Source organism: Streptomyces sp. NPDC051243, assembly GCF_044455405.1.
GTDB lineage: Bacteria > Actinomycetota > Actinomycetes > Streptomycetales > Streptomycetaceae > Streptomyces.
On record NZ_JBITES010000004.1, the window covers coordinates 218,321 to 232,328 of the forward strand.

The window sequence follows — 14,008 nt, forward strand, 5'->3', positions numbered from 1 at the left end:
GGCTCAGTCCTCCCCGATCTCCTTCTCCGCGAGGTGGATCACACACACCGTCACCGCGATCAGCAGTGCCGGATCCGCGTCGTCCCGCACGACGTCCACGCCGTACGTCTCCCGGACATGCAGCCACCGCCGGGAGACCACGGCCAGCAGTTCGCCGTCGTACTCGATGGCGAACTCCCGGTCCAGGACCTTGCCGCTGACGTCGAGTTCCGTGCTGCCGTCCGCCAGGGACACCCGATAGTGGTTGCGCAGCAGGGACAGCCGTTTGCGGCGGATCTTGGCGAGCGGTGCGCCGTCCCGTTCGATCACCATCGTGTCGCGCAGGGCGAGCATCTTCTGGTGGATGTCGATGAGGACGCGCCCCTGCGTGTCCTTCAGCTCGAAGGTGTCCCGCAGCCGCATCGCCTTGCCGTCGACGAGGAACACCCTGTTGCCCCGGTCGTCCTCGATCCAGTAGTCGTCACCGATGCCGAGGATCCGGTCGCGTACGAGGAATCTCATGCCGTTACGGCTTCCCCGACGCCCCGAGCCGAACGCAACCGGTAGCCCGACAGGATGATCGTCACGGGCACCCCGGGCGCCACGTAGGCTGCACCGGCATCTCCCTGGTGGAGAAGGCGCTTCCAGGAGGGGTGAAGCAGTGGTGATCCGAGCCGGACACGCGCGCGTGCTCAGCGGTGTCGCCGCCGTGGTCGCAGGCGTCGCAGGTGCGTCCGGATGCGCCGGCACACAGCTCTGCGCCGGGGTCGGTGTGGTGTCCGAGGTCGGGGTGTACGTCGTCCAGGACGGCTACGACGGTCTCGCGGGCGCGTCCTACGAGCTGTGTACGCGAGGTGAGTGCGTCGAGGGTGAGTTCGGGCAGGAGCGCGTCTCACGTCTCACGCTCCGGCTGCCGGACGACGTCGACCCCGACACCGCCCCGGTCCGTCTCCGCGTCACCCGCGACGGCGCCACCACCCCCGTCATCGACGACTCCGTCGACGTGAAGCTCCTGCACCAGTCCGACGGCTGCGGCGGCGGCGCGTACAACCGGGCGCTCGCCTTCGCCAAGGAGGACGGTCTGATGCCGGACGTCCCGAAGAACATCTCGGCGGCCTGGCTCCGGCAGGTCAGGTCCGGGGCCACCGCGTCGGCCGGCCCTTCCGTGTCCTCCTGATCCGCGGAATCTCACGACTGGCTCCGTACTCTCCGTACTCTCCGTACTCTCCGTCCTCACGAAGGGCCGGGCGTCGCCGCCTCATCCCGCGCGCCCACCGGCATTCCCGCGCCCACCGGCCCGACGGCCGACGGCCCGAAACGCCGCCGGTACTCCGACGGGCTGAGCCCGGTGACGCGTCGCAGGCGCGCGCGTAGGTTCGCGGCCGTCCCCAGCCCGCTTCGTGCGGCCACTACATCCAGCCGTTCCTCCCCCCGCTCGATCAGCCTGCAGGCCAGCGCCACCCTCTCCCCCGTGAGCCACGCGAGCGGAGTCGTCCCCAACTGCGTCCGGAAGCGGCGGTGCAGGGTCGCCGGCGACACCGCCGCCCGCTCCGCCAGGTCGGCCACCGCCAGCGGATCGCCCAGCCGTTCCTGCGCCCAGGCCAGCAGCGGGGCCAGGGACTCGTCGGGCACGTCCGGGACCGGCCGTTCCACGAACTGCCGCTGTCCGCCGTCGCGGTGGGCGGCGAAGACCAGGCGCCGGGAGACGTGGTTGGCGATCTCGGCCCCGTGGTCACGTCGTACGACATGCAGGCCCAGGTCCAGTGCCGACGCGCTCCCGGAGGCGGTCAGGATGTCGCCGTCGTCGACGAACAGGACGTCCGGCTCCAGGTGGACCAGGGGAAACCGGGTCCGGAACGACTGCGCCCACATCCAGTGACACGCCGCCCGCCGCCCGTCCAGCAGACCAGCCTCCGCGATCGTGAACGCCCCGGAGCAGAAGCCGAGCAGGCGGGCACCACGCGCGTGTGCCCGGCGTACGACGTCCAGCACTTCGGGGGAGCGGGGCACGTCCGTGTCCGGCCGGTTCGGCACGATCAGCGTCTGAGCCTCCTCGGCGGCCTCGAGACCGGCCACCCCGGTGAGCGTGAAGAAGCCGTCCCGCATCCGTGTCAGCGGTTCGGCGGCGCACAGCCGGAAGTCGTAGAGTTCCCGGCCCAGTTCGGGGCGGCGCAGCCCGAAGATCTCGATGGCGCAGCTCATCTCGAAGGGGTTGGAGTTCTCGTCGACCACGAGAACCACGCGGTGCGGATGCTGAGAGGATCCTTGCGGCATGTGCGATTCCTAGCACTCGTGGGGCTGTCCCACCACGCCCGACGATGAACCCATGGAACCCATCGCGCTCTCCGACGCCCTCGCCTCCTTCACCGACCGATGGAGCCCCCGCATCGTCACCGCCGTCAACGACTACGACGTCCGCCTCGCGAAGGTCGAGGGCGAGCACGTCTGGCACGTCCACGACCACACCGACGAGTTCTTCCTGGTCCTGGACGGCGAACTGCACATCTCCCTGCGGGAGTCGGCAGGCGAACGCACGGTCGTCCTCCCGAAGGGCTCCGTCTTCACGGTCCCCCGCGGCACCGAGCACAAGCCGTACGCCCCCGTCCCCACCGCTCTCCTCCTCTTCGAACCCACCGGCACCCTCACCGTCGGCGACCGCCACGACGACGTACCGGACCACGTGGACGTGACCCCGGGACACGCGCTCGCCTGACCGCCCCGCACGCGCGCGTGGCGGTGCGCACGGGAATGACGGGATCTTGGATTGCGCGCTCTCCCGGGCGGCCGGGACATTGGAGGTCATGGGGAGCGAGAGATTTCTGCGGCCCGAAGACGCCTCCGATGCCGCGGAGTTCGTGGCGTTGATGCGGCGGGCGAAGGAACGTTCCGGGCTGACCTACCGGGAGTTGGAGCAGCGGGCGGCGGCCCGCGGTGACGTCCTGGCCAAGAGCACGCTCGCCAACGTGCTCGCCCGGGACGGCCTGCCCAGGGCCGAACTCGTCGCCGCGTTCGTCCGGGCGTGCGAGGGCGACGACCGGGTACCGCAGTGGCTCGAGGCCCGGGAACGGGTCGCGGCGTCCGCGGCGGAGGTCCCGGCCGTCCCCGGTGCGGCCGGACCCCCCGCCCGTGAACAGGGCACGCGCGCGTGGAACTTCCGCTGGATCACCACCGCCACGGTCGCGTGCCTGGCCCTGGCGACGGTGGCCCTCCTGGCCAGGTACTCGTCCGACGACCCGGACACCACCGACCCGGCCAAGGCCGGCGACGCCTCGGCATCCCCCACGGCCTCCCCCTTCGGGGACGGTCCGCTGCGCATCCGGCCGGTGCAGTCCCCCACGCTGTGCCTGACCGACGGCTTCCTCCGGGACGGCCGTTACGAGTCGCAGGTGGCGGTGCACCGCCCGTGCGCCAAGGCGGAACCACCGGTGACCGATCTGGTGGCGGCCGGGAACGGCACCTACCGCGTGCGGTGGACCCACCCGGTGCACGCCTCCGGCTGCCTGAAGGTCCTGACCGGTGAGGCGACCCGTGGCCTGCTGGAACCGCAGAACAACTGCGCCGCCGCGACCGTGTTCCGTATCGAGCCCGCGCCGACCCGGACCGACGACGGCACGTCAACGTCGACATCCCAATCGGCGTCGACATCGACATCGAAGGCGAAGACGTACGTGCTGCGCGTCGACGAGAGCCGGTGCGTCGGGGTGGCGGCCGCGCAGCCGGAGGCGGGCACCGAGGCCACCGTGCAGACGTGTGACGGCGCGAAGGCCCAGCAGTACCTCATCGGGCCCACGGGCGACTGAGCCGGTCCGGCGGGCACCCCCCGGTACCGCCGGACCGGCTCGGTGACCGGTCGTCAGCAACGAGTCGTGGCGCCGCCGTCATCCAGGTACTTGCCGTAGATCCAGCCGAGGCTGCTGCCGTTCGCGTCGCGGATCCAGGTCCACCTGTTGCCGTAGTCGTTCACGGAGTAGCAGTCGTAGTGGACCGTGGCGCCCTCCGAGACGTATCCCACGGTGGTGCAGGCGCCGTACGGGCCGGTGTGCACGGCCGCGCTGCCGGACTTGGTCACCTCGCCGGAGCCGCTGTCCTTGTTGGTGTGCGGCCAGTAGGCGTTGCCGCACGTGACCGCGGTCGCGCCGACGTCGGCCGCCTGCACGGCCGGCGCCGCCAGTCCGCCGACGACGAGTGCCGCACCGGCGAGGGAGCCCATCAGGGCATGACGTACACGCATGCGTTCTCTCCAGGAGTCGCTGTGACAGGTGGTGCCCTTGGGCCGGATCGGCCGGGCAGCACCGACGCTGACAGGGGCCGACAGCGCCGGGCAACGGATACGCCCTGTCCCGGACTGTCCCGGACAGCCGTCTCTGTCCGGGACGGCCCTGACCAGGCAGGACACCTACGCGGACCGCACGGCAAGACAGCAATCGAACGGCAGGAAGCCGATTGCCGGGCATGGGCCGAACGAAACGGGCTCACCGTCCGCAAGATCCCGCAAGGGACTCGATGCCGCTCTCGCGGCCGCCACGGCCGGGGTTGTCGGCACGCTCATTGGCTGGAAGCTGGATCGCTTGTCGCGTAAGGGCATCGGGCAGGTCGGCAAGGTGCTCGACGACAGCGAGAACCAGGCCCCGCCGGGCCAGAAGCTCGACACCCGGTACGGCCCCGCGACCCGGCTCCTGGTGTCCTCGACCCCGCCCGGGCTGCTGCGCACGGGCGAGGGTGCGGGAACCGATCTCTCCCGCACCCTCGAACTCGACCCCTCCGTGCCGGAGGGCGTCCTGCATGTCTCCGCGATGGCCGCGTCCTGCAACGACACCGCGTCCGGCAGCGGCTCCGCCGCCGGGACCGACCAGTACCCGGCCTGTCACGTCCATCAGCAGGACTGGGGTGTGCCGGTCCGGCTCACCGAGGGCGGCGCCGATCGACTGCCCCTGGTGCCAGCCGGAATGGACGCGGTCGGGGCTCAGACGCCGTAACCGTCGTTGTATCCGTCCCGGTGCCGATGGTGGTGCCCCTGCTCGTCGACGACCGGCGTCGAGGGCGGCACCACCACGCGCCGACGCCTGGCGATGCTGCTGAACGTCGTGGTGCCGATCAGCCCCACGATCATCAGGATGATCCCGACCAGGTCGAGATTGATCCCCTCCATCTCCCAGTCGGTCGCGAATGTGAGGATGGCTCCCACGGCGATGAGGATGATGCACCCGCCGAGGCCCATGAGTTGTCGCCTCCCTGTCCGGTCCGGTGCTTCCGGTCGGAGGCGGGTACCCCGTCCGGCGGGGACTACCCCTCCAGGAACGCCACCAGCGAATTCGCCAGCAGCCACGGGTCGTCCGCGCCGCACAACTCCCGCGCGCTGTGCATCGACAGGATCGCCACGCCGATGTCGATGGTCCTGATGCCGTGCCGGGCAGCGGTGATCGGGCCGATGGTGGTGCCGCAGGGCATGGAGTTGTTGGAGACGAAGGACTGGAACGGCACGTCCGCCTTCTCGCAGGCGGCCGCCCACACCGCGCGGCCCGAACCGTCCGTCGCGTAGCGGTTGTTGACGTTGACCTTGAGGATCGGTCCGCCGTTGACGCGCGGGTGGTGCGTCGGGTCGTGGCGCTCGGCGTAGTTGGGGTGAACCGCGTGGCCGGTGTCGGAGGAGAGACAGACCGTGCCCGCGAAGGCGCGTGCCCGGTCCTCGTAGGAGCCGCCGCGCGCGAACACCGAGCGCTCCAGGACGCTGCCCAGCAGCGGCCCGTCGGCCCCCGTGTCGCTCTGCGAGCCGTTCTCCTCGTGGTCGAAGGCGGCCAGTACCGGGATGGACGGCAGGGCCGCGCCCGAGGTCGCCGCCGACACCAGCGCCGCCGCTCCCGAGTGCACGGACAGCAGGTTGTCCATGCGCGGCCCCGCGACCAGCTCCTTGTCCCGGCCCAGGTACGCCGGCGGCTCCACGGAGTGGACCATCAGGTCCCAGCCGCTGACCTCGCCCGCGGCGATCCCGGCCGTCTCCTCCAGGAACGCGATCAGGTCGCCGTCGCGCACGTCGTTGCCGAGGCCCCAGACGGGCTGCAGGTGCCGCTGCTTGTCGAGCTTCAGCCCCTCGGCGGACACCGAGCGGTCCAGATGGATGGCGAGCTGGGGGACGCGCAGCAGCGGACGGTCCACGTTGACCAGCCGCGACGAACCGTCCCGCAGCGTCAGCCGGCCCGCCAGGCCCAGGTCGCGGTCGAGCCAGGAGTTGAGCAGCGGTCCGCCGTAGATCTCCACGGCGACCTGCCGCCAGCCGTGCGCCCCGCTGTCGGGCAGCGGCTTCACGCGCAGGTTGGGGGAGTCGGTGTGCGCGCCCACGATCCGGAAGGGTGTGTGGGGCGCCGCGCCCTCGGGGATGTACCAGGCCACGATCGCGCCACCGCGCAGCACGTATTTGCCGCCGCTCGACCCGTCCCAGGCGTCCGTCTCCGCGACCTGCCGGAAGCCGGCCTTCTCCAGCCGCTCGGCGGTGTTCGCCACGGCGTGGTACGGCGACGGGCTCGCCGCCAGGAAGGACATGAGGTCGTCGGTGTGGCCGCGGTCGAAGCGGGGGGGTTCGCTCATGGGGTTCACCTTAACGACGTACGAGGGCCCGCTCCCGGTGAAGGAGAGCGGGCCCTCGTGAGGGCGATGTGGATTGTCCGTGAGTGACCGGAACCAGTGGCTGGAACCGAGCGGCCGGATAGGTCGGCCGGATAGGTCGGCCGGAGCGGCCTGATCGGCCTTGGCGGCCTGATCGGTTAGAAGGCCGCCTCGTCCAGCTCCATCAGGTCCAGGTCGACGCCTTCGGCGAGCTTGCGCGCACCGGTGACGCCCGGCAGGACGTTGGCCGCGAAGAACTTCGCCGCCGCGATCTTGCCGGTGTAGAAGGCCTTGTCCTTGGCGGAGGCCGTCTCCAGCTTCTCGGCGGCGACCGCGGCACCCTTGAGGAGCAGGTAGCCGACGACGACGTCACCGGAGGCCATCAGCAGGCGGGTGGTGTTGAGGCCGACCTTGTAGATGTTCTTGACGTCCTGCTCGGTGGCCGCGAGGTCGGTCAGCATCAGACCGACGATCGCCTCCAGCTCGACGGCCGCCTTCGCGAGGTACTCGCGGGCGCCCGCCAGCTCCTCGCCGCCCTCGCCGAGCGCCAGGAACTTCTTGATGTCCTCGGCGAGCGAGTTCAGCGCCGCGCCCTGGTTACGGACGATCTTCCGGAAGAAGTAGTCCTGGCTCTGGATCGCCGTCGTGCCCTCGTACAGGGTGTCGATCTTGGCGTCCCGGATGTACTGCTCGATCGGGTACTCCTGCAGGAAGCCGGAGCCGCCGAAGGTCTGCAGCGACTGGGCGAGCTGCTCGTAGCCCTTCTCGGAGCCGTAGCCCTTGACGATGGGGAGGAGAAGGTCGTTGAGCGCGTGCTCGGCCTTCGCGTCCTCGCCCGCCGCCTCCTTCACCGCGATCGCGTCCTGGATGGAGGCGGTGTAGAGGACGAGGGCGCGCATGCCCTCCGCGTACGCCTTCTGCGTCATCAGCGAGCGGCGCACGTCCGGGTGGTGGGTGATGGTGACCTTGGGCGCGGTCTTGTCCATGAAGTTCGCCAGGTCCGGACCCTGGACGCGCTCCTTGGCGTACTCGAGGGCGTTGAGGTAGCCCGTCGACAGCGTGGAGATCGCCTTCGTGCCGACCATCATGCGGGCGAACTCGATGATGCGGAACATCTGGCGGATGCCGTCGTGCTTGTCGCCGATCAGCCAGCCCTTGGCGGGGTGCTGGTCGCCGAAGGTCATCTCGCAGGTGTTGGAGGCCTTCAGGCCCATCTTGTGCTCGACGTTGGTGGCGTACACGCCGTTGCGCTCGCCCAGCTCGCCGGTCTCGAAGTCGAAGAGGTACTTCGGGACGAGGAAGAGGGACAGGCCCTTGGTGCCCGGACCGGCACCCTCGGGGCGCGCGAGCACGTAGTGGAGGATGTTCTCCTCCATGTCGTGCTCACCGGACGTGATGAACCGCTTCACGCCCTCGATGTGCCAGGAGCCGTCCTCCTGCTGGATCGCCTTGGTGCGGCCGGCGCCCACGTCCGAGCCGGCGTCCGGCTCGGTCAGCACCATCGTGGAGCCCCAGGTCTTCTCGACCGCGATCTGGGCGATCTTCTTCTGGACCTCGTTGCCCTCGTCGTAGAGGATCCCGGCGAACGCCGGACCGGAGGAGTACATCCACACGGCCGGGTTCGAACCGAGGATCAGCTCCGCGTACGACCAGATCAGCGACGGCGGGGCGGTGGTGCCGCCGATCGCCTCGGGCAGACCGAGCCGCCAGTACTCCGACTCCATGAAGGCCTTGTAGCTCTTCTTGAAGGAGGCGGGGACCGGCGCGGTGTTCGTCTCGGGGTCGAAGACCGGCGGGTTGCGGTCGGCGTCCGCGAAGGACTCGGCCAGCTCGTTCTCCGCGAGCCGGGTGAGCTCCTCGAGGATGCTCTTCGCGGTGTCGACGTCCATCTCCTCGAACGGCCCCGTGCCGTACAGCCTGTCGCGGCCGAGTACTTCGAAGAGGTTGAACTCGATGTCGCGGAGATTCGACTTGTAGTGCCCCATGGTCACGGCTCCGTAGAGAGGGATCGGGCGAGGCACTTGGATCCTCGCGCTAGTTCACGTACCAACAAGTAGCTACGATGATGCTACCCGCCAGTAATAAGACGCAACCCCGATCCCGTCATCTGTGACAGGTCACACCGGAACGGTCAGCGTCGCGGTGTAGCCCTCCTCGGCGCTGCCGGACATCGTGGCGAGCTGCTGGCTGTAACCGTCGCTGAAGATGTTGTCCGTCTCCAGAGAGATGCGGCCGAGATTCGTCACACTTTGCTCATAGCCGTCCGTTGCGTACACCGTCTCGCAGGTGTCCTTGGGGAAGGCGAGCTGAGAGGTGTTGGTGATGGACGTGGCCGCGGTGGCGTCGGCCAGGCTGCCGTAGACCTCGAAGTGGATGTGGGGCCAGCGGCCGTCGTAGCAGCCGGGGAAGACGCTCTTGAAGGTGACCTGGCCCTTGTCGTCCGTCTCCTGCACCCCGCGCAGGTAGTTCTCCTCCGTGACGCCCTCCGAATACAGGGAGTACAGCCCGTCCCGGTCGGCATGCCACAGGTAGACGGCGGCGCCCTTCTTCGGCGTCCCGCAGCCGGAGGCCGCGTCCACGACCGTGAGCGTCACGGTCAGCGGCACGCCCTCGGCGGTGCCGCCCGCGGAGTCGCCGAAGCTCTTGGTGATGTCGCTGCGCACGACGCCGCTCTCCGTCAGGACGTTCACGCCGTTCGAGCCGTCGCCCGGGTAGGGCCCCGCGGTCTCGCTGGGGATGGTCGCGCACTCGGCGGACGAGGAGGAGGACGCGCTCGACGAGGAGGCGGCGCTTCCGGACGGGGCGGCCGAGGTGTCCTCGTCCGCGCTGCAGCCCACCAGCGGAACCAGGGTCGCGCCCGCCATCAGCCGGATCATGCGGCGGCGGGCGAGGACGGGAAGGTCGTAGGAGAGCCCTCTGTCGTGCTCGTGGACCTCGTCGTCGTGGTGTCGGTGCATGGCTGTCCCCTTGCTGGTGCGGTGCCGTGTCGAGGCACTCCCGTCGATACTCGAAGACGCTAGGAGCGGCACCTGTGCGAAACCAGCGAGGCGGCTGTCAAGTCGCTGTCGAGTCGCTGTCGGTTTGCCGGCGCCCCCGTACCGGCCCGCCCTCGCCGCGGCTCTCGGTACGCTTGCGCCATGTATGGATACGGCCAGCCCATGGACGGTGGTGCTGCACAGCAGGGATACGCCCCGCCGCAGCAGCCCATGGCCGGCGGCGTCGGCGGATACGGCCAGCAGCCGCCGCTCTACCCCGAGCCGTCCCCGCCCTCCCTCGCGGACGCGGTGCGGGCCTTCACCACCGGGCAGATGTCCGCGGAGGACTTCCAGCAGGTCTTCGCGACGTCGAAGGTCTACTGCCCGCGCGGCGACAACCCCGGCTTCCTCGCCCTGCACAACACCCAGCAGCCGGTGATCCCCATGTTCACCTCGCTGAAGGAGCTGCGGCGGTACGCGGGCAAGGAGTCCAAGTACTTCGTCATCACCGGCGCCGAGGTGATCGACCTGCTGCCCACCGGCTACGGCTTCGTCCTCGACATGGAGGGCGAGCACCGGATGGTGTTCGACGCGAAGGCCGTGGAGCAGATGGTCGAGTTCGCGATGCGGCGGATGTACGGCTAGACGCCATCGCTTCGCAGACGGCTGACCGGCTGACCTGCTGACCCGCCGGCCTCAGCGGGTGAGCCGTAGCGCCAGGCCGTCCAGGACGATCTCCAGCGCGGCGGCGAACTTGGCGTCCCGCAGGGCGGCCGGGTCCGTGGTGGCCGCCTCCTCCGTCTCGGCGTAGCCCTGCGCCAGGTGCTCGTGGTCGGCGACCGCTTGCTGCGCCGCCGGCAGCAGGCGCGCGATGAAGTCCGCCTCCGTCTCGCCGGAGCGGGCCACCGTGATCAGCCAGGCGGCCTCGGTGGTGCTCATGCCGATGACGTACGACATCACGGCGTCGATCGCGCTGGTGGGTTCCGGGAATCCGGCGGCCGTGAACAGGGCGGCCAGGCGCTCCGAGTACGACATGAGGTTGGGTCCCAGGTAGGCCAGGCCCGCCTGGCCGAGGACCGAGGACAGCCACGGGTGCCGTAGGGCCGTCGTACGGAAGGAGCGCGCGGCCTCGCTGACGGCCGCCCGCCAGTCCGCGCTGTCGGCCGCCGGTACGTGGATCTCCGCGGCGACCTCGTCGACCGCCAGCTCCATCAGCTCGTCCTTGGTCGCCACGTGCCGGTAGAGGGAGGCCGCGCCGGCGTTCAGGCGGGTGGCCAGCTTGCGCATGCTCAGCGCTTCCACACCCTCCGCGTCCAGCATGACGATCGCCTCGCGCACGATCGCGGCGCGGCTGAGTGCGGGCTGGTCGGGCTCGCGCTGGGGGCGGGCCCAGACGGAGGGGATGGGGCTCGGCTTCGTCGTCTTGGCTGCCATCGGCACTCCTTCGCATCCCTGCGTACGTCGTTCGCATCGAGCGTACAGGAATCGAGGGTTGCGAACACTGTTCCGTCATGCGTACAGTGTTCGCACCGAAGGAACGGTGTTCACGAAGTCGGAGGGGAAGCGTCATGGACGTCAAGGGAACGCGTGATCCACGCCGTTGGTGGATCCTGATCGTGCTCTGCCTGAGCACGCTGGTGCTGGTCGTCGACAGCATGGCGCTGACCGTCGCGGTGCCCGTGATGACCGGGGAGATCGGGGCGAGCGCCCAGGAGACCCAGTGGATCCTGGACTCCTACATCCTGGTGTTCGCGGGGCTGCTGCTCACCTCCGGCAGCCTCGGTGACCGGTTCGGGCGCCGGAAGGTGATGCTCATAGGGCTTCTGCTCTTCGGGGCGGCCTCACTTGCCGCGACCTGGTGCACGAATCCCGGTGAGGTGATCGCCGCCCGCGTGGCGATGGGCGTCGGCGGGGCGCTGATCATGCCGTCCACCCTGTCGATCCTCATCACCGTCTTCGACGAGGAGGAGCGCGGCAAGGCGATGGCGGCCTGGAGCTCGGTGTCGATGCTCGGCCTGGTCGGCAGCCCGGTCCTGGGTGGTGTCCTGATCGACCACTTCTCCTGGCAGTCGATCTTCTTCATCAACGTCCCGATCGTGGCGCTCGCGATCGTCGCCGGTCTGACGCTGATGCCGCAGTCCAAGGCGCCCTGGCAGAAGCCCGACCCGCTGGGCGCGGTGCTGTCGGCGGCCGGGATGACGGCCCTGGTGTGGTGGATCATCGAGCTTCCGCAGCACGGCGCGCTGGGCGGCCGCTCCACGGTCACCCTGGTGGTGGCGCTCGCCTCCCTGGTCGGCTTCGTGATCTGGGAGAACGTCACCAAGTCCCCGATGGTGCCGCTGGTCCTGTTCAAGCACCGCAACTTCAGCGGCGGTTCGCTCTCCCTGGCGCTCGTCCAGATCGGCAACGGCGGTCTGCTGCTGGTCCTCACCCAGTACCTGCAGTTCGTGCTCGGCTACTCGCCGATCAAGGCGGGCCTCGCCTTCCTGCCGCTGGCGATCACCGCCCTCGTCGGCAACGGCGTGGGCGTCAAGCTCGCCGCCAAGTACGGCAACCGGTGGGTGATCCTCGCGGGGATGCTGGTGATGGTGGCCTGCTTCGCCCTGCTGACCACGGTCTCGGCGGACTCCGGCTTCACCGTCCCGGCGGTGGCCCTCGGCCTCCTCGGTCTCGGCGCCGGCCTCGCGATGCCGGCCGCGGTCGGCGCGCTGATGGGCACCATCCCCGAGGACAAGGCGGGCGTCGGCTCGGCCCTGAACGACACCATCCAGCAGGCCGGCACCGCGCTGGGCATCGCGATCCTGGGCTCGCTGCTGTCGAGCGGCTTCGCGGACCGGATGCCCGAGGACGTGCCGGACGAGGCGAGGCACTCCATCGCCGGGGCGGTCGCCGGTGGCGACGCCGGTCTGGTCGCGGTGGCCCGCGAGGCCTTCACCGCCTCGATGTCCACCACCTTCACGGTCAGCGCGATCGGTGTCGCGGCCGCGGCCCTGCTGGCGACGCTGGTCATGCGGGACGACCGGAGGAAGCCGCAGCGGGTGGCGGCGGAGGGGGCTGGTGAGGGCGCCGGTACGGCCGAGGCGGACCGCACCCCGGAGAGGCCGACCGAACCCGTCGTCTGACCCCCCGTCCCGGCTCCCTCTGACACACTGAGCCGCCGCCGAAGCACCGGGTCCTCGTGAAGAAGGCCGGCGCCCGCCCCGGGTGCCGGCCTTCGGTCGTGTCCGGGGGGAATGCCCGCCGGGCTTTTCCCGTTAGGGGTAGCAGAAAGTTCAATGCTCAACTAAACTGGCCGCACAAGGAGGTACCGACATGCCTGCAGTGACCGTCGAGAACCCGCTGACGCTGCCCCGCGTCGCCGCGCCCGCGGAGGCCGTGGCCCGTCCCGTACTCGCCGTCACGACCGCGCCGAGCGGTTTCGAGGGCGAGGGCTTCCCGGTGCGCCGTGCGTTCGCCGGGATCAACTACCGCTACCTGGACCCGTTCATCATGATGGACCAGATGGGCGAGGTGGACTACGCGCCGGGCGAGCCCAAGGGCACCCCCTGGCACCCGCACCGCGGCTTCGAGACCGTCACCTACATCATCGACGGGATCTTCGACCACCAGGACTCCAACGGCGGCGGTGGCACCATCACCAACGGCGACACCCAGTGGATGACGGCCGGTTCGGGCCTGCTCCACATCGAGGCGCCGCCGGAGTCGCTCGTCATGTCCGGCGGTCTCTTCCACGGCCTGCAGCTGTGGGTGAACCTCCCGGCCAGCGACAAGATGATGGCGCCGCGCTACCAGGACATCCGCGGCGGCAGCGTCCAGCTGCTCACCTCCCCCGACGGCGGCGCGCTGCTCCGCGTCATCGCCGGTGAGCTGGACGGCCACGCCGGTCCCGGCATCACGCACACGCCGATCACCATGATCCACGCGACTCTGGCGCCGGGCGCGGAGATCACTCTGCCCTGGCGTGAGGACTTCAACGGCCTCGCGTACGTCCTCGCGGGGCGGGGCGCGGTGGGCGCGGAGCGCCGTCCGATCCAGCTCGGCCAGACCGCGGTCTTCGGCGAGGGGGGTTCGCTGACGGTCCGTGCGGACGAGAAGCAGGACTCCCACACGCCGGACCTGGAGGTCGTCCTCCTCGGCGGCCGGCCGATCCGTGAGCCCATGGCCCACTACGGCCCCTTCGTGATGAACACGCGGGAAGAACTCCAGCAGGCCTTCGAGGACTTCCAGAAGGGCCGGCTGGGGACGATCCCCGCCGTGCACGGAATGAGCGAGAGCGGGCCGTCCGAGGCCTGATCCGGGCAGTATGACGAGGCCGGAGCCGTGCTACTGGGTACGGCTCCGGCCCTTTCGTCTCCTCGTCCCGTCGCGTCCGCTCGTTCTGTCTGCTCGTCTCGTCGTTCGGTCTGCTCGTCTCCTCTCCTCCCCTCGTCACCCACCCGGCCGCCCGCGCACGG

General features: G+C 70.0%; 14 protein-coding genes and 2 pseudogenes. 8 read left to right on the forward strand and 8 right to left on the reverse strand.

The window, feature by feature from the left end; translation table 11 throughout:
* Positions 1–3 precede the first annotated feature (3 nt).
* A complete protein-coding gene (locus ACIBAG_RS11550) occupies positions 4–501 on the reverse strand; it encodes an LURP-one-related/scramblase family protein (RefSeq protein ID WP_399103681.1) in 498 nt (165 codons plus the stop codon).
* A gap of 139 nt (positions 502–640) precedes the next feature.
* On the opposite strand from ACIBAG_RS11550, the gene ACIBAG_RS11555 reads away from it, so the two are divergent.
* The gene (locus tag ACIBAG_RS11555; protein WP_399103683.1) at positions 641–1,156 is read left to right on the forward strand and encodes a hypothetical protein; all 516 of its coding nucleotides are present in this window, start codon (positions 641–643) and stop codon (positions 1,154–1,156) included.
* A 56-nt stretch (positions 1,157–1,212) separates the two neighbouring features.
* On the opposite strand, the gene ACIBAG_RS11560 is transcribed toward ACIBAG_RS11555, so the two are convergent.
* On the reverse strand, positions 1,213–2,253 hold the full coding sequence (locus tag ACIBAG_RS11560) for a GlxA family transcriptional regulator (RefSeq protein ID WP_399103685.1): 1,041 nt from the start codon (positions 2,251–2,253) through the stop codon (positions 1,213–1,215).
* Between the two features lie 52 nt (positions 2,254–2,305).
* Here ACIBAG_RS11560 and ACIBAG_RS11565 point away from each other — a divergent pair, with 52 nt between their 5' ends.
* Positions 2,306–2,692, forward strand: a complete 387-nt coding sequence (locus tag ACIBAG_RS11565) for a cupin domain-containing protein (RefSeq protein WP_399103687.1) — start codon at positions 2,306–2,308, stop codon at positions 2,690–2,692.
* 88 nt (positions 2,693–2,780) lie between these two features.
* On the forward strand, positions 2,781–3,779 hold the full coding sequence (locus ACIBAG_RS11570) for an RICIN domain-containing protein (RefSeq protein ID WP_399103689.1): 999 nt from the start codon (positions 2,781–2,783) through the stop codon (positions 3,777–3,779).
* A 53-nt stretch (positions 3,780–3,832) separates the two neighbouring features.
* Here the strand turns inward: ACIBAG_RS11570 and ACIBAG_RS11575 are convergent, their stop codons facing one another.
* Positions 3,833–4,210 (reverse strand): SH3 domain-containing protein, encoded by a 378-nt coding sequence (locus tag ACIBAG_RS11575; RefSeq protein WP_399103691.1) that lies wholly within the window; start codon positions 4,208–4,210, stop codon positions 3,833–3,835.
* A 31-nt stretch (positions 4,211–4,241) separates the two neighbouring features.
* On the opposite strand from ACIBAG_RS11575, the pseudogene ACIBAG_RS11580 reads away from it, so the two are divergent.
* Positions 4,242–4,550: pseudogene (locus tag ACIBAG_RS11580) on the forward strand (hypothetical protein); the annotation flags it as partial.
* Positions 4,551–4,601: 51 nt separating this feature from the next.
* Positions 4,602–4,955, forward strand: a pseudogene (locus tag ACIBAG_RS11585) (alkyl hydroperoxide reductase); the annotation flags it as partial.
* Here the strand turns inward: ACIBAG_RS11585 and ACIBAG_RS11590 are convergent.
* The 4 genes from ACIBAG_RS11590 to ACIBAG_RS11605 all read right to left on the reverse strand — a co-directional run bounded on the left by ACIBAG_RS11590 (position 4,943) and on the right by ACIBAG_RS11605 (position 9,536).
* Positions 4,943–5,197 (reverse strand): DUF6458 family protein, encoded by a 255-nt coding sequence (locus tag ACIBAG_RS11590; RefSeq protein WP_399103693.1) that lies wholly within the window; start codon positions 5,195–5,197, stop codon positions 4,943–4,945. The pseudogene ACIBAG_RS11585 and the gene ACIBAG_RS11590 sit on opposite strands and share 13 nt — an antisense overlap.
* A gap of 65 nt (positions 5,198–5,262) precedes the next feature.
* Entirely contained in the window at positions 5,263–6,561 is a 1,299-nt protein-coding gene (locus tag ACIBAG_RS11595; protein WP_399103695.1) for a M18 family aminopeptidase, read from the reverse strand.
* Between the two features lie 176 nt (positions 6,562–6,737).
* Entirely contained in the window at positions 6,738–8,564 is a 1,827-nt protein-coding gene (locus ACIBAG_RS11600) for an acyl-CoA dehydrogenase (protein ID WP_399103697.1), read from the reverse strand.
* Positions 8,565–8,696: 132 nt separating this feature from the next.
* Positions 8,697–9,536: an intradiol ring-cleavage dioxygenase gene (locus tag ACIBAG_RS11605; protein ID WP_399103699.1), complete on the reverse strand. Its 840-nt coding sequence runs from the start codon at positions 9,534–9,536 to the stop codon at positions 8,697–8,699.
* A 180-nt stretch (positions 9,537–9,716) separates the two neighbouring features.
* Between ACIBAG_RS11605 and ACIBAG_RS11610 the strand changes: the two genes are divergently transcribed.
* Positions 9,717–10,199 carry an SseB family protein gene (locus ACIBAG_RS11610; protein WP_399103701.1) on the forward strand — a complete coding sequence of 161 codons (483 nt, stop codon included), beginning with the start codon at positions 9,717–9,719 and terminating at the stop codon, positions 10,197–10,199.
* A gap of 51 nt (positions 10,200–10,250) precedes the next feature.
* On the opposite strand, the gene ACIBAG_RS11615 is transcribed toward ACIBAG_RS11610, so the two are convergent.
* Positions 10,251–10,988 (reverse strand): TetR/AcrR family transcriptional regulator C-terminal domain-containing protein, encoded by a 738-nt coding sequence (locus tag ACIBAG_RS11615; RefSeq protein ID WP_399103703.1) that lies wholly within the window; start codon positions 10,986–10,988, stop codon positions 10,251–10,253.
* Between the two features lie 134 nt (positions 10,989–11,122).
* Here ACIBAG_RS11615 and ACIBAG_RS11620 point away from each other — a divergent pair, with 134 nt between their 5' ends.
* Together ACIBAG_RS11620 and ACIBAG_RS11625 are read left to right on the forward strand one after the other, a co-directional pair.
* Complete coding sequence (locus tag ACIBAG_RS11620) at positions 11,123–12,676, forward strand: MFS transporter (RefSeq protein ID WP_399103705.1); 1,554 nt, start codon at positions 11,123–11,125, stop codon at positions 12,674–12,676.
* 190 nt (positions 12,677–12,866) lie between these two features.
* Complete coding sequence (locus ACIBAG_RS11625) at positions 12,867–13,847, forward strand: pirin family protein (RefSeq protein WP_399103707.1); 981 nt, start codon at positions 12,867–12,869, stop codon at positions 13,845–13,847.
* The last annotated feature ends 161 nt before the right edge of the window (positions 13,848–14,008 follow it).